The organism is Algibacter aquimarinus (assembly GCF_039543265.1).
In the GTDB taxonomy this organism is placed as follows: domain Bacteria; phylum Bacteroidota; class Bacteroidia; order Flavobacteriales; family Flavobacteriaceae; genus Algibacter_B; species Algibacter_B aquimarinus.
Map to the genome: position 1 here is coordinate 1004689 of NZ_BAABJK010000004.1, position 26104 is coordinate 1030792.

Annotated in this window: 16 protein-coding genes; 3 read left to right on the forward strand and 13 right to left on the reverse strand. The window is 32.2% G+C overall.

Translation table 11 applies throughout. From position 1 onward, the window contains the following. Positions 1 to 28: 28 nt before the first annotated feature. The 8 genes from pgi to uvrC form a co-directional block, all read right to left on the reverse strand. Positions 29 to 1651, reverse strand: a complete 1623-nt coding sequence (gene pgi / locus ABD939_RS07210; protein WP_345166326.1) for a glucose-6-phosphate isomerase — start codon at positions 1649 to 1651, stop codon at positions 29 to 31. Position 1652: 1 nt separating this feature from the next. Continuing rightward, entirely contained in the window at positions 1653 to 2975 is a 1323-nt protein-coding gene (locus tag ABD939_RS07215; protein WP_425550280.1) for a M23 family metallopeptidase, read from the reverse strand. Then, positions 2933 to 3850, reverse strand: a complete 918-nt coding sequence (locus tag ABD939_RS07220; protein WP_345166329.1) for a tryptophan 2,3-dioxygenase family protein — start codon at positions 3848 to 3850, stop codon at positions 2933 to 2935. The genes ABD939_RS07215 and ABD939_RS07220 overlap by 43 nt, the downstream gene beginning before the upstream one ends. Before the next feature lie 5 nt (positions 3851 to 3855). Next, positions 3856 to 4641, reverse strand: a complete 786-nt coding sequence (locus ABD939_RS07225) for a DUF3108 domain-containing protein (RefSeq protein WP_345166331.1) — start codon at positions 4639 to 4641, stop codon at positions 3856 to 3858. Between the two features lie 203 nt (positions 4642 to 4844). Continuing rightward, the gene (hppD, locus tag ABD939_RS07230) at positions 4845 to 6005 is read right to left on the reverse strand and encodes a 4-hydroxyphenylpyruvate dioxygenase (protein ID WP_345166333.1); all 1161 of its coding nucleotides are present in this window, start codon (positions 6003 to 6005) and stop codon (positions 4845 to 4847) included. Between the two features lie 155 nt (positions 6006 to 6160). After that, positions 6161 to 7318 (reverse strand): homogentisate 1,2-dioxygenase, encoded by a 1158-nt coding sequence (locus ABD939_RS07235; protein WP_345166336.1) that lies wholly within the window; start codon positions 7316 to 7318, stop codon positions 6161 to 6163. 220 nt (positions 7319 to 7538) lie between these two features. After that, on the reverse strand, positions 7539 to 9779 hold the full coding sequence (locus ABD939_RS07240) for a patatin-like phospholipase family protein (RefSeq protein ID WP_345166338.1): 2241 nt from the start codon (positions 9777 to 9779) through the stop codon (positions 7539 to 7541). Between the two features lie 2 nt (positions 9780 to 9781). Beyond that, positions 9782 to 11575, reverse strand: coding sequence for an excinuclease ABC subunit UvrC (gene uvrC / locus ABD939_RS07245; RefSeq protein WP_345166341.1), 1794 nt, complete (start codon positions 11573 to 11575; stop codon positions 9782 to 9784). Between the two features lie 86 nt (positions 11576 to 11661). On the opposite strand from uvrC, the gene rimK reads away from it, so the two are divergent. From rimK to ABD939_RS07260, 3 genes are read left to right on the forward strand one after another with little or no spacing between them, the layout of a single operon-like run. Then, the gene (gene rimK, locus ABD939_RS07250; protein ID WP_345166344.1) at positions 11662 to 12537 is read left to right on the forward strand and encodes a 30S ribosomal protein S6--L-glutamate ligase; all 876 of its coding nucleotides are present in this window, start codon (positions 11662 to 11664) and stop codon (positions 12535 to 12537) included. Next, positions 12538 to 13512, forward strand: a complete 975-nt coding sequence (locus ABD939_RS07255; RefSeq protein WP_345166346.1) for a succinylglutamate desuccinylase/aspartoacylase family protein — start codon at positions 12538 to 12540, stop codon at positions 13510 to 13512. It begins immediately after the preceding gene. After that, positions 13512 to 14075 carry a 5-formyltetrahydrofolate cyclo-ligase gene (locus ABD939_RS07260; protein WP_345166349.1) on the forward strand — a complete coding sequence of 188 codons (564 nt, stop codon included), beginning with the start codon at positions 13512 to 13514 and terminating at the stop codon, positions 14073 to 14075. The genes ABD939_RS07255 and ABD939_RS07260 overlap by 1 nt, the downstream gene beginning before the upstream one ends. Here the strand turns inward: ABD939_RS07260 and ABD939_RS07265 are convergent. The 5 genes from ABD939_RS07265 to ABD939_RS07285 form a co-directional block, all read right to left on the reverse strand. Further along, positions 14072 to 15952, reverse strand: a complete 1881-nt coding sequence (locus tag ABD939_RS07265; protein WP_345166351.1) for a hypothetical protein — start codon at positions 15950 to 15952, stop codon at positions 14072 to 14074. The two genes, ABD939_RS07260 and ABD939_RS07265, sit on opposite strands and share 4 nt — an antisense overlap. Before the next feature lie 89 nt (positions 15953 to 16041). Continuing rightward, positions 16042 to 16662 carry a lipoprotein signal peptidase gene (locus ABD939_RS07270; protein ID WP_345166353.1) on the reverse strand — a complete coding sequence of 207 codons (621 nt, stop codon included), beginning with the start codon at positions 16660 to 16662 and terminating at the stop codon, positions 16042 to 16044. Positions 16663 to 16763: 101 nt separating this feature from the next. Then, complete coding sequence (locus ABD939_RS07275; protein WP_345166355.1) at positions 16764 to 17141, reverse strand: TraR/DksA family transcriptional regulator; 378 nt, start codon at positions 17139 to 17141, stop codon at positions 16764 to 16766. 4 nt (positions 17142 to 17145) lie between these two features. Further along, positions 17146 to 20550 carry an isoleucine--tRNA ligase gene (gene ileS, locus ABD939_RS07280; protein WP_345166357.1) on the reverse strand — a complete coding sequence of 1135 codons (3405 nt, stop codon included), beginning with the start codon at positions 20548 to 20550 and terminating at the stop codon, positions 17146 to 17148. Between the two features lie 124 nt (positions 20551 to 20674). After that, positions 20675 to 25750 carry a LamG domain-containing protein gene (locus tag ABD939_RS07285; protein ID WP_345166360.1) on the reverse strand — a complete coding sequence of 1692 codons (5076 nt, stop codon included), beginning with the start codon at positions 25748 to 25750 and terminating at the stop codon, positions 20675 to 20677. Positions 25751 to 26104 lie beyond the last annotated feature (354 nt).

Genomic DNA, 26104 nt, shown 5'->3' on the forward strand with positions numbered 1-26104 from the left:
TTTTATGAAATTGATAAAAATCTGTTATTTATTCAGCAGCCTTTTTGTAATAATTCAATAAATTAACAGTTGAAGAGTCATGTTCATTATTTGAATTATTTTTAAATTCTTGTAAAATTTTTGTTGCTAATTGCTTACCAAGCTCTACTCCAAACTGATCGTAACTAAAAATATTCCAAATAATGCCTTGTACAAATATTTTATGCTCGTACATAGCTATTAATTTACCCAAACTTTCAGGTGTAAGTTTATTTATAAAAATTGTATTTGTTGGTTTATTTCCTTCAAATACTTTAAACGGAATAATTTTCTCGTCTGTTCCTTCTGCAATAACTTCCTCTTTAGTTTTTCCGTTTAAAAGCGCTTCTGTCTGAGCTAAAAAATTTGAGATAAGTTTATCTTGATGATCCTCATTACCATATAAAGATGTAGTAAAGCCAATAAAATCAGCAGGGATTAATTTTGTGCCTTGATGTATTAACTGAAAAAAAGCATGTTGCGAATTTGTCCCTGGTTCTCCCCAAATAATGGTTCCTGTTTGATAATCAATAGTGTTTCCATTTCTATCTATACTTTTCCCATTACTTTCCATAATACCTTGTTGCAAATACGTTGCAAACTGATTTAGATACTGTGAATAAGGAATCACCGCTTCACTTTCAGCCTTAAAAAAGTTGTTGTACCAAATACTTATAAGCGCCAAAACAGCAGGAATATTTGATGAGAAATCTTCACTCTTAAAATGTTCATCCATTTTATTAGCACCCTTCAAAAGGGCATCAAAATTCTTATATCCAATAGCTAAACTAATGCTTAAACCAACGGCACTCCATAAAGAAAAACGACCTCCAACCCAATCCCACATCGGAAAAACATTATTCTCATCTACACCAAAGGCTTTTACCTTTGAAATATTAGTAGATACAGCAACAAAATGTTTTGCAATATCTTTTTCTTCAGCCGATTTTAAAAACCACTCTTTTATAGTATTTGCATTTGACAATGTTTCTTGAGTTGTAAATGTTTTTGAAACAATAACAAAAAGCGTAGTTTCAGGATTTAAATTTTTAATAATTCCATTTACATGATCGCCATCTACATTGCTAACAAAATGTGTAGTTAATCTATTTTTGTAATATTTTAAAGAATCTACAACCATGGCTGGTCCTAGGTCTGACCCACCTATTCCTATATTTACAATATCGGTAAATGCTTGCCCTGTAAATCCTTTTCTATAACCATTTACTACCTCATTAGTAAACGACTCTATTTTTTGTTTTACTTTAAATACTTCCGGAATTACATTTATCCCATCAACTTTAAAACTTGCATCTTCTGGAGCTCTTAAAGCAGCGTGTAATACAGCTCTTCCTTCAGTTTTATTTATTATTTCTCCAGAAAACTGACTTTTAATAGCTTCTTTTAATTTAACCTCGTCAGCTAATTGTAATAAGTACTTAAAAGTTTCTTCTGTAATTCTATTTTTTGAAAAATCAACATAAAAATCCTCCCACTTAATGGTAAACTTATTTGCTCTATTTGAGTCTTTGGCAAATAAATCTTTCATGTGAACATCTTTAAACGTTTTAAAGTGTTCTTCCAAAGATTTCCATGATTTGGTGGTTGTTGGGTTTATATTTGGTAACGACATATTATGAGTTTGCTTGTTTAATTATAGTTTGTTCTGGCAAGTCTTCATCAAGAATAACTGGTTTGAATAAGATATTATCTAGCTCGTACTTTATCGGCTTTATAAAATCTAAATATTTAACTTTTAAAGAATCTGAAATTGGCTTTGCTTCTGGCAATTTTTGCTTGAAGGGATCTACTTGTTTACCGTTTTTCCAAAAACGATAACACACATGCGGACCTCCTGTATTACCCGTCATTCCTACCCAACCTATTACGTCTCCTTGTTTTACAAACTGCCCAACTTTTACGTTTCGCTTTTTCATATGCAGATATTGTGTTTCGTAAGTAGCATTATGTCTAATTTTTACATAATTACCATTACCTCCCGTGTAACTAGATTTTGTTACTGTACCGTTTGCTGTGGCCATAATTGGTGTTCCAATACTTGCCGCAAAATCGGTACCTCTATGAGGTCGGACTTTATAACCGTAAACTGCTATGCGTCTTTTTAAATTATATCTTGAAGAAATACGCTTAAATTTTACTGGTGCTTTTAAAAACGCTCTACGTAGGTTTTTTGCTTCTTCGTTAAAATAGTCTATGATTCCTTTTACAGAATCTGTTTCAAACTCAAAAGCATAAAAGGGTTCATGATTATGCTCAAAGTAAGCTGCTTTTATGTTATGAACTCCTGTATAAATAGTATCATCTATATATTTATCTGTATAAATAACCTTAAAACGGTCGCCCTTTTGAAGACGCCTAAAGTCTATGGTCCAAGCATAAATTTCATCGGCCATTTTGTAAGCTAATCTTGGACTTAAACCCTGTTCATCTAAAGTTTCAGATATATTATTTGTTATAACACCTGTAGCCGTTTTTTCAACATACTTAATTGGTTTTCGGCTTTTATAAGCTTGTATAGAGTCTTGAAAATTAATAACAACGTACTCTTCTAAATTTGGCTGATAAATAAAACACTTTGCAGTTTCTAACGAATCTTTAGCACACAAAAGTGTATAAGGTTTACCTACTTGCAGGCTTCTTCTAATGTCAAAAGTATCTTTAGCTTTTTCTGCAATATTAAAAATTTTAGGATAACCAACGTGATTGCGATCTAGAATAACTCCAAAAGTATCGCCCTTTCTTATAGTATCTCTTTTTACAATGTAGTCTTCTAATTTAAAACCAAACTCGTAGGTTTCAATAGGTTCCTCAAGTACCGCAATTTCTTCTTCAATGACTTCAGGTTTGGGGTCATCTTTACACCCCATAAAAATAATAGCAACTATTAATACTATTAAATATCTGTTCCCCAATTTGCTATTTCTTGTTTTGTCCATAAATCTGGAAAAAATATTCTTTTTTGATATTTAGGATGCATGTACTTCACCCATTCACTTCCTCCTGTTGCTTCAGCTGTTTCACCACCAATATTTAAATAGTGATTTGCTGTATTATAATGCGCCATAACCCATTTTATGTTTACAGTATAATCGTAATGGCGCATGGCTTTTACTAAATCCTTATTCTTTTGGTCATCCTTTGGTAAGGATTTAAATTTTGACCATAAATTGTTTTTTTGATAAAACTTGGTAAATCTAATAAATTCGTCTTTATATCGAGCCTCAAAAGCAGACAAAGTATATGTTTTTTTGCCAGTTTTATAGTCTTTCCCTGCTGATTGCCAATACAAATGCTCAAAAGCGTTTTCGTAAGATGAACTTCTATCTATGGTATCTCTAAATCTATTGTCTATAAGATTAATTAACTCTGTTGAAGAAAATTCTATCTTTCTATATTGTGCACTTTGGAAACCACTTGCTGGTGTTAATGTTGTTCTAAACTTATTATATTGCTCGATATCCATCCCATCTTTCATGATACTAAAAGATGATGTAAGCACATCAAAATAACGACTAACACGCATTATCTTATCTGTAAAAACCTCTGTATTTAAACTATTATTTTCTGCAACTTGTTCAATTTCGCTAAGAATCATTTTAAACAATAATTCCGAAATTTGATGATACATTATAAAGACTTTCTCATCTGGAAAAACAGTACGTTGTATTTGAAGATTTAATAAAGCATCTGTTTGAATATAATCCCAATAATTAATTGGCTTACTGTGTAATAAACCTTCCATGTGTATTTCCACATCTTGGTTAATATTGTCGTATTTATCCTTTAGTTGGTTGGTTATTTTTGAGTTCAATTTTTTTAATGATTATTAACAACAATTTTGAAAGGATGTTTAAGACCCTTAAAAGCTTCAAGGTCTGCTCTCAGTGAACCTACAGCCAAATCAGCTTTGATGCGTAAAGGTACTTTATTTTTGTCTTTAGACACCCATAGAGTTAAACTTTCTTCTTCCTTAAAAACTCGTCCAGCCATAACATAAGGTCTAAATTTTAACGATTCTATTTTACCAAAATCTGTTTTAATAGTTTCTTCCCCTAAATACTGTAATTTAAAACCGTAGTTTTCTTCATCAAAAAACATATCTATTTTAACCTCATCACCAATTTTAAGACTATCGGTATCTAAATTATTACGCAGGTAATAAAATGTTGATACCATATCTTGAATATTTGGCTTGGTGTCTATTACAGATTTCTTTTTATGCTTTTTGTCGTTAACGTATGCTTTATTGTTTTTTTGATCAAATTCTATTTCTAAATCCTTGGTATGCCCTCCTTCATCTATGTTTCTTACAAATTTGTAAGGCATAATAGTTTTTTTGTCAAAATAGCTTTCGTACCTATCTTTAACTTTAAAAAACCACTTTATCATTCCAGTAGTCCAGCCTTTACCTACTACATGGTAAACATCTTTGTTATTTAATTTTGAATCTTTTACTGTAAGCGTTGCATTTCCAGCTTTTAACCAATTACTATAACTCATTTTAAATTTAAACCATTCGCCATCTCCAAATGCAGATTCTTTCTGAGCAAAAGATGTTTGCAGAGTTAATAATAAGGTTAATATAAGTAGTATTCTTTTCATTTTATTGGGTCATATCATAATGTAACTTTTTTAGCTCACATTTATTGTTATGTGTAAGAAATTACAATTACTGTTCCAAAAATAGAAAAATTCTTTATACCTCATGTTAATAAAAGAGGCTGATCGTGTTAATTATTATATAAAACACAAAACTCTGCACTAATTAAAGCAACAGAGTTTAGATATAAATTTTAACAAAAAACTTAAAGTGTTCCTCGTTTTGCTTGTTCACGCTCAATAGACTCAAAAAGCGCCTTAAAGTTTCCTGCTCCAAAGCCTCTAGCTCCCATTCGCTGAATAATCTCAAAGAATAACGTTGGTCTATCTTCAACTGGTTTAGTAAAAATTTGTAATAAGTAGCCTTCCTCATCTGCATCAATCATAATACCTAATTTTTTTAAGGCTTCAATATCTTCACGTAGTTCATGACTATGCTCTTCTAATCTTCCAGGAACTGCTCTATAATATTCCTCTGGAGGAATTGATAAAAATTCAACACCTCTAGCTCTTAATTGGCTAACTGTATTAATTATATCATCAGTAGCCACTGCAATATGCTGCACACCAGAACCTTCATAAAAATCTAGATATTCTTCTATCTGAGAACGCTTTTTCCCTTTTGCTGGTTCGTTTATTGGGAATTTTATTCTACCATTACCATTACTCATTACTTTACTCATTAAAGCTGAATACTCTGTATGGATTTGTTTATCATCAAAAGATAAAAAGTTTTCAAATCCCATAACATCTTCATACCATTTTACCCATGTATTCATTTGCCCCCAACCTACATTACCAACCATATGGTCTATAAATTTTAATCCTGTTGGCTCTGGGTTGTAATCAGATTCCCAAGATTCAAATCCTGGCAAAAAAGCACCTTTATAATTTTTACGCTCTACAAACATATGCACAGTTTCTCCGTAGGTGTAAATACCTGCTCTAATTACTTCACCATGCTCGTCTTTTTCAACAGTTGGCTCCATGTATGATTTAGCACCTCTATTTGTGGTTTCTTGATATGCTTTTCTAGCATCATCAACCCAAAGTGCAATTACTTTTACACCATCACCATGTTTAACTATATGTTCATTTATTGGCGATTTACTAGTTAATGGTGTTGTTAATACCAATTTAATTTTATCTTGTGTTAGCACATAACTTACCGAATCTTTGGCTCCTGTTTCCAAACCTCTGTAGGCATACGATTGAAACCCAAATGCTGTTTTGTAAAAATGTGCAGATTGTTTTGCATTACCTACGTAGAATTCTACATAGTCTGTTCCTAGAAGTGGCAAGAAGTCTTGTGCCCCTTCAAATATTTTTTCTAAACCGTAGTTTACTGATTTTATGTCTTTACTCATTGTCTTAAAATTTATTAGTTGTATGAGTTTAATTGTTAATTCTTAAAGTTTAATTTTTACCTCTACACCCCTAGCCCTGATTGAAACGGCATCCTTTTTTAATTTTTCTTCAAAAAAGATATAGTGGAAAGCAGGAAATAGCTTCTAATAAAAAATTACTCCAACCAAGATTTATGGTAACTATCATCGGCTATTTTCATCCCTTCTTCTGTTATCATTAGTGGCTTAAAAGTATCTACCATAACAGCAAGCTCTTCGGTTTTTGTTTTTCCAATACTTCGCTCGGTAGCACCAGGATGTGGCCCGTGCGGAATACCTGCTGGGTGTAAAGAAATATGACCAGCCTCGATATCGTTTCTACTCATAAAATCCCCATCAACATAATACAACACCTCATCACTGTCTATATTGCTGTGATTGTAAGGTGCTGGGATGGATTGCGGATGATAATCATACAATCGAGGTACAAAACTACATACTACAAAAGCATCGGTTTCAAAAGTTTGATGTACTGGTGGTGGTTGATGAATACGACCCGTAATAGGCTCAAAATCATGAATTGAAAACGCGTATGGATAATTGTAGCCATCATATCCAACAACGTCAAACGGATGCGATGCGTAAACCATTTCTATGATATCATCTTGTTTTTTTACTTTAATTAAAAAATCACCAGACTCATTGTAAGTTTCCAATTCTTCCGGTCTACGGATATCACGCTCACAAAATGGTGAGTGTTCTAATAACTGCCCAAACCAGTTTCTATACCGTTTTGGCGTGTAAATGGGTCTGCGAGATTCTACTATAAAAAGTCTGTTGTCTTCGGTATCAAAATCTATTTTATAAATAATCCCTCTTGGAATCAATAGATAATCACCATATTTAAAATCAAGATTTCCTAACATGGTTCTCAATTTTCCTGTGCCTTTGTGAACGAAGATTAATTCGTCTGCATCGGTGTTTTTATAAAAATAATCTTGGGTAGATTGTTTTGGAGCTGCTAAAATAATGGCACAATCGCTATTTATTAAAACTGTTTTTCTACTGTTTAGAAAATCGTTTTCGGGTTTTACTTGAAATCCTTTTAAACGATACGATTTTATATTATTAGCTTTCGCAATTTTTGGTGCCACACTGTATTGGTTTTTTATTTCCTTAACCTGTGTGGGGCGCTGTTCATGGTAACTGTTGGTAGACATACCATCAAAACCAATAGTTCCAAATAGTTGCTCGTAATATAAACTCCCGTCTGGTTTCCTAAATTGGATATGTCGCTTATGTGGAATACTCCCTAATTTGTGATAAAAAGGCATGCTTTTAAAATTTAAAAATGAATATTAAATGTGTTTTAAGCTTAACTTAAACAACTAAATAACTCGTATTTATAAAGATACAAAAAGTATGCTCATTCAGGGTTTCTCTTGATGAGGTAGTGAAGGTGCGCTAATAAGTCTTTCCAAAAAGGCTTCATACTTTCACAAATATCGGGAAAAATATTGATAAAACAGATTACGTGTTTTGCTTGAAAATTTATTAAAACCAAAACCCTAAATTGAAAAACCAAATACCTTTATTTTGTTCTGGTGAAAAACTATATTTAACTTGAATAGGGCCTACAAATGTTTCAACTGCATAACCTATACCATAGCCTCTATAATCTGGTAATGTAAACCATTCTCCTGTTTCAAAAATATCATCTTCAATGTTTGCCCAATTGGCTTCAAACGTTAAATGGTGTTTTTTTAAAACCTCATAATCTGCAATTACGTTGGCTTTTACATAACTATTCCCTGTGAGTGAAATAAAATCGTATCCTATAAATGGTATAAAATTATTAATGAAATTATTACCATAACCGCCTAAAGCAAAATCAAGGGTTTGAGTAGATTTATCGCCTAGTTTAAATCCGCCGCTAGTTTGCAAATTAAACCCTAATTTATTTGTTACACTAAATGCGTAACCCATGTTAGCTTGTGCTATTGAAAAATCTTCAAAAGTCTCATTGAACCTAGACCCGTAAAAATAAATATGTATGTCACCATTAAAAAAAATACCTTTTTTTGGAAAATATTTATTGTCGTAAGTGTCTAATTTTAATGTACCGAAAACACTCAAATAATCAGTATTTTCAAAAACAAAATCATCATCAGGATTTGCAGATGATATTGTTTCAGATTTTACTTCAAGTCTTTTATGTTCTGCTCCAATACTTAATGAAAAATCTTTTCTAAAGAGTGTTTGTAAATAAAACTGATTGGTTTGATCTTGTAACTCAGCATCTATTTTATTAACTCCCGTTGCACTTATTTCACTTTCATCAAGTAATAATTGTGCATTAATGTTCCTATTAAATGTATTGAATCTAGATCGCAAACCTACACTCCAGTAAAATCCTTTATCTATTAAATATTCAAAATTATAACGAACATGGTCTCCTAAAACAAAATCTAACGAAGCCATATCGTTATTAAACAGCAAACGCTTTTTGGTGAGGTTAATTAGTGCTGCACTTTTGTATAAATCGTCATAATGAACACCTAATTTTAAAAAAGTAGTGGTTTTAGATTCTCTTATATCGGCTACTAAATCGTAACCTCCTGCATTGTTATTTTTATTTAATTCATATTGAAATGAGTCGAAATTATTTGTAGCCACTAAATTATTTACACCTTTTTCAAAATCTTTATAAAGTATTTTCTTATTAGGTTTTAACTTTAATTTTCCTAACAAATAAGCTCTCGAATAATTATTCTTTCCCTTAAAAGTAAATGAGTTTATTGTAAGACTATCTTGAAAACTAACCTTTTTAATTTGTTTTTTAATATTTGTGTTACTTTTTGGTAAACCGTTTAGTTTATTTGTTTTTAAAAGTGCTGCCTGTTTACCATTATCAATAATTTTTGTGCCGTCATCAAAAGAGACAACACTAAAATCTTTAATATTTGGCTTAATATAAATATCTGTTTTATCAGTTTTAGTCTCCATCGCTTTAATAGTTCTGAAGTTATTTATCTGAATTAAAACATCGGGCGCAGATGTAAGTTCATCCCTAATTAGTAAATCGTCTTGAACATCAACACCTATAATTATATCCATGCCTTTGGCGCGTAACTCATCTATAGGATAATTATTTACAACACCCCCATCTATTAACACATCGCCATTTATAACTACAGGCTGAAAAAGTGTTGGAAGCGCACCACTTGCCATAATAGATTGCGTTAAATTCCCTTTTTCTAAAATGACTTGCTTTCCAGTTTCTATATTTGTAGCAATGCAAAAAAACGGAATTGGTAACTGATCAAATTGTTTAACATCGCTAACATGTAATGTTAACCTTGACAATAAACTGAAGGTATTTTGACCTCTTGAAAGTGCTGAAGGCAATTTAATTTTTAAATTATCGAATGGTAATGTTACAGCATATTTCTCAGAGTTATCACGCTCATAAAACGCTTTTGATTCTCTTGGCAAATCGTCATTAATAATTTTATCAAAATCAATTTTCTGAAAAATAGAATCGAGTTGACTACCAGAATACCCCGACGCATATAACGCTCCAATTATAGACCCCATGCTGGTTCCTGCAACATAATCTATTTTTACACCCAAACTATCAATAACTTTTAAAACACCTATATGTGCTAAGCCTTTTGCCCCGCCACCACTTAACACCAAACCTACTTTTGGTCTGTTTTCTCCTGTTTCATTTTGCGCTTTTGCGGAAAATGAAACCAGTACAAATAGGGTTAATATGATAATTTTAATTTTCAAATCTATTTTTCATGATAATAATTATAAACCTTTTCAGCTCTAGACACACCAACCACAGCTTCCAACTCATCTATCTTTGCGTTGGCCACTCGTTTTGCAGATTTAAAATGCCTTAGCAATTCAACTACTGTTTTTTCACCAACACCAGAAATCGTTTCTAATTCTGTATTTAATGCTGTTTTACTTCGTTTATTTCTATGATGCTCAATACCAAAACGGTGCGCTTCGTTTCTTAACTGTTGAATAATTTTTAGAGTTTCGCTTTTTTTATCTAAGTATAGCGGTATTGGGTCGTTTGGATAAAACAATTCTTCCAAACGTTTTGCAATACCGATAATGGCTATTTTACCTCTCAAATCCAACGCATCTAAACTTTTTAATGCCGATGATAATTGTCCCTTCCCTCCATCAATGATGATTAAATGTGGTAAAGGTTGCGCCTCATCAAGCAATCTTTTATATCTACGATATACCACTTCTTCCATAGATGCAAAATCGTCTGGTCCTTCAACTGTTTTTATATTAAAATGACGATAATCTTTTTTGCTAGGTTTTCCATTTTTAAACACAACACATGCAGCAACAGGATGCGTTCCTTGAATGTTTGAATTATCAAAACACTCAATATGTCTTGGCTCTTCAGAAAGCCTTAAATCAGCTTTCATCTGTGCCATAATTCTATTAGCATGTCTATCTGGATCTACTATTTTCATTTGTTTAAAACGCTCCATTCTAAAGTACTTAGCATTACGGAGCGATAAATCCAAAATATGTTTCTTATCGCCTAATTTGGGTATAGTTACTTTTATATCCTCTCCTAAATCAACTTTAAAGGGGACATAAATTTCTTTAGATCTGGAATTGAATCGTTGTCTAATTTCTGTAATCGCTAGTTCTAATAATTCTAAGTCAGTTTCGTCTAATTTCTTTTTTATCTCTAAGGTATGCGAACGAATAATAGAACCGTACGACAATTGTAAAAAATTAACATAACCATAACTTTCATCACTCATTATCGAGAAGACATCAACATTGCTTATTTTAGGATTTACAATAGTAGATTTAGCTTGATAATTTTCTAAAATTTCTACTTTTTCTTTTATTTTTTGTGCCTCCTCAAACTGCATATTTTCTGCAAACTGTTTCATTTGATTTTTAAACTGCGACAGCGAATCTTTAAAATTCCCTTTTAAAATTTCTTTAATGGCCTTTATGTTTTTATTGTATGCCTCTTCCGTTTCCAAGTTTTCACAAGCCCCTTTACAATTTCCTAAATGATATTCTAAACAAACTTTATATTTTCCTGCTTCTACTTTTTCTTCAGATAAATTATAGTTACAAGTGCGTAAACTATACAAGCCTTTTATTAAATCTAGTAGCGTATAAACTGTTTTTACACTGGTATATGGGCCAAAATACTCGCCACTACCTTTGAAAACTCTACGGGTTGAAAATACTCTAGGAAAGCGTTCTTTTTTTATACAAATCCATGGGTAAGACTTATCGTCTTTCAACAACACATTATAGCGTGGTTTATGCTTTTTTATAAGGTTGTTCTCAAGTAATAAAGCATCTGTTTCAGTTTCAACAACAATGTGCTTTATGTTGGTTATTTTTTTTACAAGCACTCTGGTTTTACCATTATCATGCGTTTTTGTAAAATATGAACTTACTCGTTTCTTTAAATTTTTGGCTTTCCCAACGTATATTATTGTGCCTTCTTTATCGTAGTATTGATAAACTCCCGGTTGGTTTGGTAGGGTTTTTAACTGTATCTCTAAATCAGGGGTATCCATTAATGTAAAGGTATATTAAATTCTAGATAATGTAAAAAATCACTTCCCTTTTTTAGTATATTGCATTAATAGATAACCCACTTTTAATGAACATAGTTGTACTGTCTAGAAATCCTAATCTTTATTCTACTGAGCGTTTGGTAGAAGAAGGTGAAAAAAGAGGCCATAAAGTTGAAGTAATAGATCCGCTTAAATGCGATATTATAATTGAAAAAGAAAAACCAACTATATATTACAAAGATCGATATTTAGATTATGTAGATGCCATTATTCCTAGAATTGGTGCTTCAGTAACTTTTTACGGTTGTGCAGTAGTAAGACAGTTTGAAATGATGGGTGTTTTTACCATTGTAACATCAGATGCCATACAACGTTCAAGAGATAAATTACGAAGTTTACAGCGCTTAAGTAAAGCAGGTATTGGCATGCCAAAAACCGTTTTTACAAACTATTCTCGTGATGTTGAAGAAGTTATTGAGCATGTTGGAGGAACTCCAGTAATCATAAAACTATTAGAAGGCACCCAAGGTTTAGGAGTGGTTTTAGCTGAAACTAAAAATGCAGCCGAATCTGTTTTAGAAGCCTTTAATGGTTTACAAGCCAGAGTAATTGTTCAAGAATTTATAAAGGAAGCAGGCGGAGCAGATTTGCGTGCTTTAGTTGTTGATGGGCATGTGGTTGGCGCCATGAAACGCCAAGGGAAAGATGGTGAGTTCCGTTCTAATTTGCATCGAGGTGGAGCAGCTAAAATTATAAAATTAGATCATGATGAATTGAAACTAGCCATGAATGCTTCTCGAGCATTAAAATTACCTGTTTGCGGAGTTGATATGTTGCAATCTTCTAGAGGACCATTACTATTAGAAGTCAATTCCACCCCTGGTTTAGAAGGTATTGAAACAGCCACAGGGCGCAATATTGCTAAAGCAATTATTTCTTTCATTGAAAAAAATAAACGATAAATGACTCAAGTGAATGATGGTGTTTTAACCATTCTGGGGGAATCTATAAACCCCGGAGAAAGTAAAGAAGTTAATTTTGATGTGGCTAATTTGCATACCTCATCGCCAGTAAATATACCTGTTATTATCGAGCGTTCTAAAAAACCCGGACCAACAGTTTTTTTTACTGCTGGCATACATGGTGATGAAGTTAATGGCGTAGAAATAGTAAGACAGCTTATAGCCAAAGGTATTAATAAACCTAAATGTGGTACTATTATTTGTATGCCCGTTATTAATGTTTTTGGATTCATCAATTTGAAGCGTGAATTTCCTGATGGCCGCGATTTAAACCGTGTTTTTCCTGGCAGCAAATCTGGCTCTTTAGCAGGACGTGTTGCTTATAAATTAATTCATGATATTATTCCGCATGTTGATTTAATAATCGATTTTCACACTGGTGGTTCAGGCCGATTTAATGCTCCACAATTAAGATATTCAAAAGAAAATAAAGAACTAAACGACTTAGCCAAATTATTTGGAGCTCCTTTTGTGTTGTACTCTAAAAACTTATCTAAATCGTTTAGAACCACTTGCTATAAACTAGGGAAACCTCTGTTGCTTTTTGAAGGTGGCAAATCATTTCATATTGATGATATTGTAACCAATTCTGGAGTAAATGGTTCTAAACGTATTTTAAAACATTTAGGTATGTTAAAAACGGTTTTTAAGGCTTCTAAACCTAAAAAAGATTGTGTTTTTATTGATAATAGCAAATGGCTTCGGGCCAGATATTCAGGCATGTTTAAAGCTTCTATTACTATTGGATCTTATGTTGAAGAAGATGATATAATGGGCAATATTACAGACCCTTATGGTAAGTTTAATTATTTTGTAAGAGCTTCAAATACGGGTTATATTATTAATGTAAATGAGTCTCCAATTGTATATCAAGGAGATGCTTTATTTCATATTTCAACACAACTTAAAACCTGATGAATAAAGCAGAATTACGGAAAAAATACAAGGCACTTCGTGAAAATCTGTCTGAAAATCAGATTGATAATTTAAGTTTAACCATTTCAAATCAACTTTTAAAATTACCCATTTGGACGTATTCTTTTTATCATATTTTTCTAGCTATTGAAGAACAAAAAGAAGTTAATACCGATTATATTTTAAATATTTTATCAGGAAAAGATAAAAATATTCTCATATCAAAAAGTGATTTTAAAACAGGAGAGATGATGCATTTTTTGTTAACTGATAATACAGTTATTAAAAAGAATAGTTATAACATCCCAGAACCTGTTGATGGCATAGAAATTACTAACAACAAAATTGAAGTCGTTTTTATACCGCTTTTAGGATTTGATAAAAAAGGGAATCGTGTAGGTTATGGCAAAGGGTTTTATGACCGTTTTTTAACAAATTGTAAACCAGGAACCATAAAAATTGGATTGTCTTTTTTTGAGGCTGAAGATGAGATTAGTGATGTTTTTGATGGGGATATTGGGTTGGATTATTGTGTGACGCCCAACAATTCTTATGCCTTTTAATTTTTACACTCCTCGCAATACGTTTGTCTTAAATAATCATTTTCTAGTAATTGAAAAGTAACACCTCCGTTTTCAACTGAATTAAATAATTTACAAAACCGTTCTTTATTCATATTAATGGCATTTAACATTATAGTCCTATAATTGCTATCGCTTGTTAAGTCTCTATCCACCAAAGTTAGATTTAAATAATAGAACAGTAAATTTTCATCAATATCAATACTTTTAGCTTTATCCTCAAGAAGTTTTACAGACAAATCTGTGTTTGCATAATAACTAAAAAACTGAGCCAAACTTAAATAATCGTAATCTGATAATGGGAAATTTTTATAATTTGAATTAACATATTTAACAGCAATATCTTTGTTTTGATAATCTCTTTTTCTCATTAAATTTTCAGCCTTTATTATATGAAAATTTACTAACATTCTTGAAATAAGTGATTTATCTATGCCATAGTTCTTCAAGGCATTTATTTGATTTTTCAATTTAGTTTCATCAATGTCTTGCCATTTGTAGTGCCATAGTTTTATTTTAATAGCAGCAATATTATACTTTATTCTAGGTTCTTTAGGAGCTAATTTTTCCAACTCTAACAATTCATTATACACAATAACAGCTTCTCTAACATTTTGCATGTATCTATATGCAGAATTTTTATTGAAAATTTTAGCAAACTTTGACTGTTTAGGAATATCCATTTTTCTTAAAAATTCTGGAGATATTTCTTTTTCTTTCATTTTTTCGAAAATAGAATTCTGAAGCTCATTTGCCTCATCTAAGTTTTCAGACAGAATAGCCTTATTAAACTTAGATACTAATTCATCAGCCTGCATGTTTTTATATTTATCTTTCTTCTCTAATTCTAATTCTAAAATTGCTTTTCTGTGGTTTTTTAAAACTGGCTCCAACTCTTTTGATAGCGTACCAACCAATTTAGATTTTACTTGATTTTTATTAAGTGTAATAAGCGCTTCATATTTTGTGCCCTCAATATCATTTAAAAACTCAACCCAATTTTCTGATGAAGAAATTTTTGTTTTTATAGTTGGTTTTTGAAAAGATTGCAGTGCTTTTACTATACTATTTGCTCTCTGTTCTTGTAACTCTACATTACGCTCTAAACTTCCTTCTATAGACGAATAGGCTTTAATATTTATGGTTTTAATATTAAAATCTGTTAGTCTTAGAGAATCGTAAATAGGTCTTATGTCCTCTTGAGAGTATTCTGCTTTATTCTTTTCAAAAGGTATTTTAAATTTTAAGGTTTTATGCCTTAATAAATAACCCTCTTCTCCTACAGGTTTTATTTGTTTTGAATTATAGGTTAAAGAGTCTAAGTACATACCCATGTCTAATAGTTCCCAAGGGTAAGACTCTAAATCGTATATCCAATAATAGTTACACAGGTTTTTATTGCTTAAAAACAAGATATTAAACTCTAATTCGTCATTAATAAAAGCGTCAGGAACTCGACCAACATGTACTCTAAAATTATTTTCTCCGCTTGGTTTTAACCCGCTTTTTAATTTTTTTGAATACGATGGCTTTAGCAATAGTCCTCTTATTTGTGCATCCTTTACGGATTCGTATTCACAGTCATACCTGTCTTTTACAACAACATCAATGGCAATACCGTCACCTGCATTTTTAAATAAAAGATTAAACCATTTTTTATCATTTATTTCAAAATATAGATTCGTTTTTTCTCTTTTTATTGAAAACCGAACTTCTTTAGGTTTCTGACTAAATATTTGAAAACATTGCTTGCATTTTAGGTTTCTGTCATATTCCGGAAAAACAATATCAAAAGTGTTTTGAGAAAACCCAAAGTTTATTGCAAATAGCGAAAAAAGGACTAGTAAATTAATTTTCATCAAAAGAAAAATTATATGAATATTACATGAAAATCTAAATTAGTAAATATCATTAATAGATATTATACTTACATGCTGGTATTTTATTTTTATTTTTTTGCAAATGCTTTCTTATTAAACACAATAAGCATAATAAAACCAGTACTTATTGCCATATCTGCAACATTAAAAACAGGTTCAAAAAAATTAAAACGTTTACCACCATAAAAAGGAAGCCATTGAGGTAAGTCTATTTCAAATAATGGAAAGTATAGCATGTCTACAACTCGCCCATGTAAAAGAGAATCGTAACCAGACGTTGCTGGTAAAAAAGTGGCGACTTGATTAAAACTATGGTCAAATAAAACACCATAAAAAACAGAGTCAATAATATTACCTAATGCTCCTGAAAATATTAGGGTTATAGCTATAATTAATATTTTAGAACTTTGTTTCTTTGTAACATCATAAAGCCAGTACCCTATACCAATAATAGCTACTATTCTAAATATTGTAAGTGCTACTTTTGCTGTTCTGTCTGAAATAAATGAAACGAAATCGCTAATTTTTGTTCCCCAAGCCATTCCATCATTTTCTATAAAATAAATTTTAAACCAACTAAAAACTTCAACACTTTCATTGAGTGCAAAATGTGTTTTTATATAAATTTTACTTATTTGGTCGATAAGTAAAATGATGATGATTAGTATGATTGATTTTTTTAGTGACATTAAATTAGTTTAAACCTTACGACTGCTATCAAGGTGACAAAAAAATTGAAATAAAAAACGTCTCAAGATTTTGAGACGTTCAAATATAATTTAAACAAGGTTTACTGCATGTTTTTAGCCTCAATACTTAAAGTAGCATGTGGCACAAGCTCTAACCGTTTTTTATTAATAAGTTTTCCAGTTACGCGACAAACACCGTAGGTTTTATTTTCAATTCTAATTAGTGCATTTTTTAAATCGCGAATAAATTTTTCCTGACGAATGGCCAAAGCAGAATTAGATTCTTTACTCATTACTTCACTTCCTTCATCAAAAGCTTTAAAAGTAGGAGATGTATCATCTGTACCATTGTTGTGGTCGTTCATATAAGCACTTTTAATAAGCTCTAAATCGTGCTGCGCTTTTCTTATTTTCTCTTGTATTAATTCTTTAAATTCAGCTAAATCTTTGTCTGAATATCTTACGGTATTTTGTGCCATAATATTAATGTTTTTGAATAGACAATTTGGTATTTACATCATCAAAAGCAATTTCTATACCATCAATTATTTCGTCTTTAATTTCTAATGCTTCGGTTAAGGTTTCTGTTTTTATATATTCTATGTTCGTTTCAATAGCATTTACAATTTTTTCATCATTTTGAAGTAAAACGTCTATTTTATCTGTTACCTCAAAACCTGAATCTTTACGCAAATTTTGAATACGGTTTACCAATTCTCTTGCTATACCTTCTCTTTTTAAATCTTCAGTTAATGTTACATCTAAAGCTACTGTAAGCGACCCTTCATTTGCAACCAACCAACCTTCTATATCTTGAGATGATATTTCTACATCTGTGCGTTCTAAAGTAATATTTTTTCCATTAATAGCAACTTCTATATTGCCATTTTGTTCTATTTTGTTAATATCTTCTGCTGTAAAGTTAATTACTTCATTCGCTATGGCTTTCATGTCCTTTCCAAAACGCGGTCCAAGAACTTTAAAGTTTGGCTTTATTTGCTTTACTAAAATGTCTGAGGCATCATCTAAAAGCTCAATTTCTTTAATATTTACTTCATGTTTTATTAAATCTGAAACCGCCAAAATTTCTTCCTTTTGCTGATCATTATCAATAGGAATCATTATTTTTTGAAGCGGCTGACGCACCTTAATCTTCTCCTTAGCTCTTAACGATAAAACTAATGACGATATTGTTTGCGCATTTTCCATTTTACGCTCTAAACCTTTATCTACAAAATTTTGATTAAAAGCTGGAAAATTAGCTAAATGAACACTTTCAAACGATTCTTTTTTACTAACCAAGTTTAAATCTAAATACAACCTATCCATAAAAAATGGTGCAATTGGCGCTCCAAGTTTAGCAATAGTTTCCATACAAGTATAAAGTGTTTGGTAAGCCGAAATTTTGTCTTGTTGGTAATCGCCTTTCCAGAAACGTCTTCTACTTAAACGCACGTACCAATTACTTAAATAATCTTGAGTGAAATCTGAAATGGCTCTTGCGGCTTTTGTAGGCTCATAATCGGCATAATACTCATCAACTTTTTGAATTAAAGTATGTAATTCAGATAATATCCAGCGGTCCAATTCTGGTCTTTCTTCAATTAGAATATCAGCCTCTGAATAACTAAAATTATCTAAGTTAGTATATAAACTAAAGAACGAATAGGTATTATAAAGGGTTCCGAAAAACTTACGTTTTACCTCTTCAATTCCATCAATATCAAATTTTAAATTGTCCCATGGGTTTGCATTAGAAATCATGTACCAACGCGTTGCATCTGCTCCATAATTTCCTAAAGTTTCGAAAGGATCTGCAGCATTTCCTAAACGTTTGGACATTTTTTGCCCGTTTTTATCTAATACTAATCCGTTAGATACTACATTTTTATAAGCTACTGAATCGAAAACCATCGTCCCGATTGCATGAAGCGTATAAAACCAACCTCGAGTTTGGTCTACACCTTCTGCAATAAAGTTTGCAGGGAAAGTTGTGCCTTTATCAATTAAATCATTATTCTCAAACGGGTAATGCCATTGTGCATATGGCATTGAACCAGAGTCGAACCATACATCAATCAAATCGCTCTCACGGAACATTTTTTGCCCTGTTGAGGACACTAAAACTATCTCGTCGACAATATTTTTGTGCAAATCTATTTTCGCATAATTAGCTTCTGAATTATTTCCAACTTCAAAATCTGCAAAAATATCTTCTGCTAAAACTCCAGCTTCAATAGCCTTTTGCATTTCAACTTTTAATTCTTCTACTGAGCCTATACAAATTTCTTCTTTACCATCTTCAGTTCTCCAAATTGGTAACGGAATTCCCCAATAGCGCGATCGCGATAAATTCCAGTCATTTGCGTTTGCTAACCAATTACCAAAACGACCTGTTCCTGTAGATTTTGGTTTCCAATTTATAGTTTCGTTAAGCTCAAACATTCTATCCTTAACATCGGTAACTTTTATAAACCAAGAATCTAGTGGATAGTATAAAATTGGTTTATCAGTTCGCCAACAATTTGGATAACTGTGCTTATATTTTTCTACCTTAAAAGCTTTATTTTCTTCTTTTAATTTAATAGCAAGTTCAACATCTATAGAACGTTCTGGTGCCTCACCTTCATTGTAATATTCATTTTTTACATACTTGCCAGCAAACTCATCCATTTCTGGTCTAAAACGCCCTTGTAAATCTACTAATGGCACTAAGTTTCCATGATCATCTTTTACCAACATTGGCGGCACTTCTGGAGTTGCTTGTTTTGCAACTAAAGCATCATCTGCTCCAAAAGTTGGTGCGGTGTGTACAATTCCTGTTCCATCTTCAGTGGTTACAAAATCTCCAGAAATAACTCTAAAGGCATCTTGAGGATTATCATTTGGTAAAGCGTATTGTAAAAGTTGTTCGTATTTTATACCTACCAAATCTTTTCCTATAAATTCTTTTACAACATAAAAAGGAATCTTTTTATCTCCAGATTTATAGGCTAATAATTCTGATTTGCCTTCAACTTTGTTAAACTTTCCTGAGAATTGATAATTAACTAGCTTCTTAGCTAATACAACATTTATAGGTTCAAATGTATATTGGTTGTAGGTTTCAACTAAAACATATTCAATTTTTGGCCCGACGGTTAATGCTGTATTACTTGGCAATGTCCAAGGTGTGGTTGTCCAAGCTAAAAAATAAATATCACCTTCATTTTGTAAAAAGTCTGGAAGTGAATTTTCAATAGCTTTAAACTGAGCAACAACAGTTGTATCTGTAACATCTTGGTACGTTCCTGGTTGGTTTAACTCATGCGAACTTAAACCTGTTCCCGCTTTTGGTGAATAAGGCTGAATAGTATAGCCTTTATACAGCAAACTTTTGTTATAAATCTGCTTTAATAACCACCATACAGATTCCATATATTTAGGTTCGTAGGTAATATATGGATCGTCCATATCTACCCAATATCCCATTTTCTGAGTTAAATCGTTCCAAACATCTGTATAACGCATTACGGCTTTTCGACAAGCTGCATTATAATCTTCAACAGATATAGTTTTTCCAATATCTTCTTTAGTAATACCTAATTCTTTTTCAACTCCTAACTCAATTGGCAAACCATGAGTATCCCATCCGGCTTTTCGCTTAACTTGGTAACCTTTCATGGTTTTGTATCGCGGAAAAATATCTTTAATAGCACGTGCTAAAACATGGTGTACTCCCGGAAGTCCATTTGCTGAAGGTGGCCCTTCAAAAAATATAAATGGTTCATTACCTTCTCTTGTTGATACACTTTTTTCAAAAATGTTGTTTTCTTGCCAATATTGTAGTATTTCGTTTGCTACATTTGGTAAGTCAAGTCCTTTATATTCAGGAAATTTAGCGCTCATTTACTGTTGATTCTTATAAGTTCGCGAATTTAAGAATTTATCCTGAAATGGCTGATTTTTATAACAAAAAAAGCCAAAACAAAAGTTTTGGCTTTTTCTCGACTAACTCAAATAATTATCAAACTTAATTTGCAATTATCTTTTTGGTTAATACCGCATCGGTATCTGTTCTTAATACTACAACATATGCACCTGTGGCTATATTGTTAAATTGTAATCCGTTTTGTAAAGTGTCTCTAGACACATCATCAAGCTCTAATATGGTTTGACCTCGCATGTTTACTAAGGCTAGCTTTTTTACCTCGCCTGTTAACTTCTTAGCATAAAAGGTATTTGTTTTATTTTGATAGTAAATAAAGTTCTCATCAAATACGGCCTCTTCTGAACTTAACGATTGTTGTTCTGATTGAAATACTATCTCAAATCGCTCATTAAACTTTCCTTGGGCTGATGTAAATTGATAAGGGGTATTATGTGATAAATCAAAATACGCACCTATTAGATTATCTTTTAAATAAATTTCTTGTGTCGGGTCTATGTTTTCTAATGCCGTTACTTTAATCTCAAAGGTGTTATTACCAGAAGATTTAAAGTTAAGTGGCACAACCTTATCCGATGTAATATCTGCATATGCTTGAATATTCATATCCTTGCCTTCTAAATTTAAATGTAAATCGTTGTTATTTATATCTACATTTTCGGCATCGTATCCATAATCGTAAGCGTCACTTGTTATGGAGCTGAATCCTAAAAGCAACTCGCGTCTTGTTTCTGGCCCTGTTACTGAATTAAATTCTAATCGAATCTTTTTCATCGCATTTGGGTCTTTACCTTCTGTAGTGCTTTTATTTTCTGATTTGCTGCTACTGCTTTTTGAGAATACAGACCCTGTGTTATAGGTTCCATCTGCATCTGCTTCCTTAATAAATATGCGTTGTGAGTTATTAAACTCTACTTGCCCATTTGCAATGATTTCCGTGATAAAACCTTGTCCTACTGGTAAGTATCTTGAGGGTACTATGACACCATCTTGTGAGCCATTATTTGCGCCAAAGAAGCCTTCAAATTGGTATGCGCGTATAGAGCCTGTTTTATTTACTTGTGCATAACCTCCGTTATACTCGTCAAGGTTATGTGAGGTTCCACTCCATTGTTGCCATAACTGTAATGTGCCGTCTATAACACCTGCATTATCATCTATAAATTTATGTACATCTAATGCTGAAGCATATGGGTTTCCTAATAAATAACCTGTTTCTGATACCGATGGTACAGATCCTGGACCGCCTACATCGGTAACATCTATGAGTATGGTTCCATTATTAGGTTTACCTTCAAATATATATTGTTGTTCTATAGTGGGTACACCTGTTCCTTTTTGGGTATAGCCTACTCCAGGTTTTATAGCTGTGCCGGGAGAAAGGTTTGCCCAATCCCAATACGTAACTCCATTTATAAAGGTATACAACCAATAGGTACTTATGTTTCCATTTGAAGTATAATCTGATGTGAATTGTGTATTAAAGCCGGTATCGTCTTTTAATAAATTTAAACTAAAATTAGTGTTATTGGTATTATTGGTTGCTGCATTATTATCTGTTAGACTTGTTGCTGCTCTTGCGCCTACTGGTGATGACCAGTAATTATACCAATATGCACTTGGGGTACCTTCTTGTCGTCTTAATAACTTACCATCGGCAGAGGTTACTAAATCACTATTTACAGTTTGTATTAGTTGAGAATCTGACAGTAAATCTAAAGTACCATCTAATTCTAAATACCAGGTATTTTCTACTAAATGATCGCCTTGTACAGTTAATGTTGCACCAGAATCTATCACTAAACCTAGTTGTTTTATATCATCATTTACCGTTACATCACTAGATATTTTTACAATAGCATGTTCGCTTACATTAGCAATATCTTCTATATCCCATACATCACCATGCATCCATGTGGATTCTGAGGTCCATGAACCATTGCCTGTAGACTCATATGGCATCGGAGCTGTTTGATCCTGTATTGTTGTTATATAGTTGATATACAACCAATTATCGTAACTTGAATAATCATTGGTTCTTCCCATTAATATGTTAGTCATTGGGTAGTAAGCCACTAAATTTGACCATAATATGGTATCTCCTGATGTTCTGTCTTTAATATCTTTTGACACTATTTTACCACCTACGTTACCTGCATTGTTATCAATCTCTTGGTAGGCTAATTGTTGAATCTGATCATCGGTTAGTACAACATCAAATACACGTACTTCATCTATATCGCCTTTGAAATACTGATTAGCTCCTGATTCGTTTGAAAATCTTCCTATTTCAAAAGCATTATTAGTATCTTCACTTTGTGCTAAGGTTGTGCCAGAAATACTTGCAGAAGCTTCTAGTTTACCATCTATATATAGTTTTATTTCTCCTGAACCAGAAGAATAAACACCTGCTATATGATGCCACTCATCAAAATTAATCTCTGCATTGCTTACACCTCCTACATGTTGCTGAGTACTGCCATTTGTTGATACACTAAAAGCAGGATGATGACCAGCTTCTAACCATAACTCAAGCGCAATATCCTCAGTAGCTATTACCATATTGCCTGTATTTCCAGAGTCTGTCTTTACCCAAGCCATTATTGTAACGTCTGTTAAACCTGTTACAAATGATGTCCTAGATAAATAATCATCTATCCCATCAAAATCTATTGAGGCTATGGTGGGTGGATTGATATCGAATAAATCTCTATAATCTAAATCTCCTCCTATGGTTAAATCAAAATCTATATCTGGAAGAATCGATAAATCTGTTGGATCTTCGATATCTTCATTTACATCTAAATTGACATCATTAGTGTTTGTCGTTTCAAAAGTGTCATCTAATCCATCATTATCTGTATCTATTCCTGAAATTGTATTAGCCATACCGTTTTCTTCTATGTCTGGAGTACCATCGTTATCGGAATCACTATCAAACATATCTATCAAGTTATCACCATCGGTATCAACAGGAATTATTCCAGTACCATAGTTTGTATAAATCCCTGTACTGGAATCTATGCTTCCAGAAGGAGGTAAATAACCCAATGTTGTTTGCCCTTCTACATTATCTGGGATTCCATCATTATCACTATCTATATCCAAAGTATTCAAATAACCATCTCTATCGCTATCACATACAGAATCTACACCTAACTGCGTAAGCCTCAAAGAAGTAGAAGCATAAGAACCTGTAGTGCCAAAAATTAAATCCACATGAGAAAAAATATCAAACTCCAAATACAACCAGTGAGCAGTATCAGTATTTACTGAAGCTCCCTCGTCTGTCCAATTAGTTATATCACCAACTAATGTAGGGTCTAATCTATATAATGTATAACCTGATGGGTCTGGCCCATTTACAAATCCTCCTTGTTCCAACTCAGTTGTAGGAGCTAAATAAGGGGTAATAGTACCTGTAGCTGTGGTTGGATTAAAGCCATTAATTTCTGTGTAATCATGAGAATAAGAAGTATCATTATCTCTAAGCTGCAATATTAAGTCGTACAGTACTGCAGATTCACCATTAGGGTTTAACGGTGTCGCTGTTCCTGAATATACTAAATCTAAGGAGTAACCTACATAAGTGTCGTTTATAGGTTCAGTAGAAGACATATTCAAATTACCGTTACATCGTACATTAAATGTTCCGTTAATACTTTGAATAGTTAAAACTATATCATAATAGACTCCTTGATAGAACAAGGCATTTGTATATAAAACTTTTTCTCCTACAAGAACATTGTTGAGGTCTGTTGCTGTTAGTAATGAGGGGGTATTAAAATTAATAGCAGCCGAACACTCGTAAGTATCAATAATACCGTCATTATCATCATCTAAATCGCAAATATCACTTACGCCATCACCATCAAAATCTGGATTTCCTGAAGTAACAGCATCACAAGGGTAAGTTAAAGTTAAAGTTGCTGAATACACTTCAGAAAAACATAGTAAATCATCATGTGTAACAACTACAAAGTATTCGTTGCCATCTAACCCTGTTACATCACTTATATTAAGGTCAAATCCGGTTACATTGCTATATACACCTGTATTTGTTAACGCTGTTCCTCCTGAATTTGGATCTCCTAAATACCACTGTATATTAACTCCAAAAGATGCGATAAACGATGGAAACATGTAAATTGGATTTCCTGAACCATCAAAGTTAGTTGTTTGGTAAACATCTACATCTGTATCAAAAGTGACAGAAGTACCTTCATCTGCAGTTTGGTTTGATGGCGGTGTAAAATCAACTCGTGTAGCTTCAATCTCATTACCATTTAGGCCATTATAACCACCGCTACCACCTGTTACTTGCCCATTTATATCAATACCTGTACCGTCCAGAATACCATCATTATTAGCATCTATACCTCCAGATTCAACAACATCGTAACAACCATCATTATCGCTATCTAAATCTAGATAATCGGGTGTTCCGTCTCCATCCGTATCTAAATCACAAATAGTTTCATCAAAACTAACTCCTATTCCGTCTATTTCTGCCTCAATACCACCAGCATCATAAAAAATAAATCTTATGTAATAAATAGTATTTTGGGTTAAAGCATAATTGTCTAATATATTTAAATCGTTGTATCTGTATGGGCTGGTATCAGAATCTGGTGTTGTTCCATCATCTAAAACTGTATACGTAGCAAAAGTTGGATCTGTAGATATTATTAAACCTATTTTAAGTGTAGAGGGATTAAATGTATTAGTTACTTTTTTATCTATATGCAATAAAGCATTTAAAGTTCCAACTTGAAACTCCATATAATCATTTCCTGTTATGGCTGCTGCAAAAGATGTTTCATCTGCTCCCGTAAAAAAATAGTTATTTGCTCTTGATGTATCAACAATTCCGGCACCAAAAGTAGGAGATGCATAAGAAGTAGTATTTGGGTCGTCGTATAATGATGTTGATAAATTATGATAATCATTATTACCATCCCATACTAAACGATAATCTTCATCATCTCTAGAATAGTAAATACATCCTGCAGACTCTTCAGTATCTAAAATACCATCATTATCACTATCAAAATCAGATGAATTTACTACCAAATCACCATCGGTGTCTTGGGCATACATATTACTTGAGGCTAAAAGTATAACTACAAATAAAAAGCTTAAACGTAGAAATTTCTTCATAGGTTAAAATTTTATAGTTTGGGACTAATTAAATTTTTTAACTACTTAACTAATTTCTAGAACAATGGATTGTAATAAATCTTTGAGGGAAGATGTTTTGATTCTCGAGAACTGTAATCGCCTCGAAATCATTTATGTATACAAAATTAAATCATAATACACTTTATTTTTAAATATGTACTCTTTTTCGACAAAACAAGCAAAACACCAGTGCAATCAACCTATTACGGCATGAAATACACAAAAAACAGTTGAATTACATATTTGTATTTCAAATTAAAAACTGTTAAACTATTAATGATTAACTGTTTAAATACAGGCAATATTAATTTAAAAAATCGATAAAACCTAATA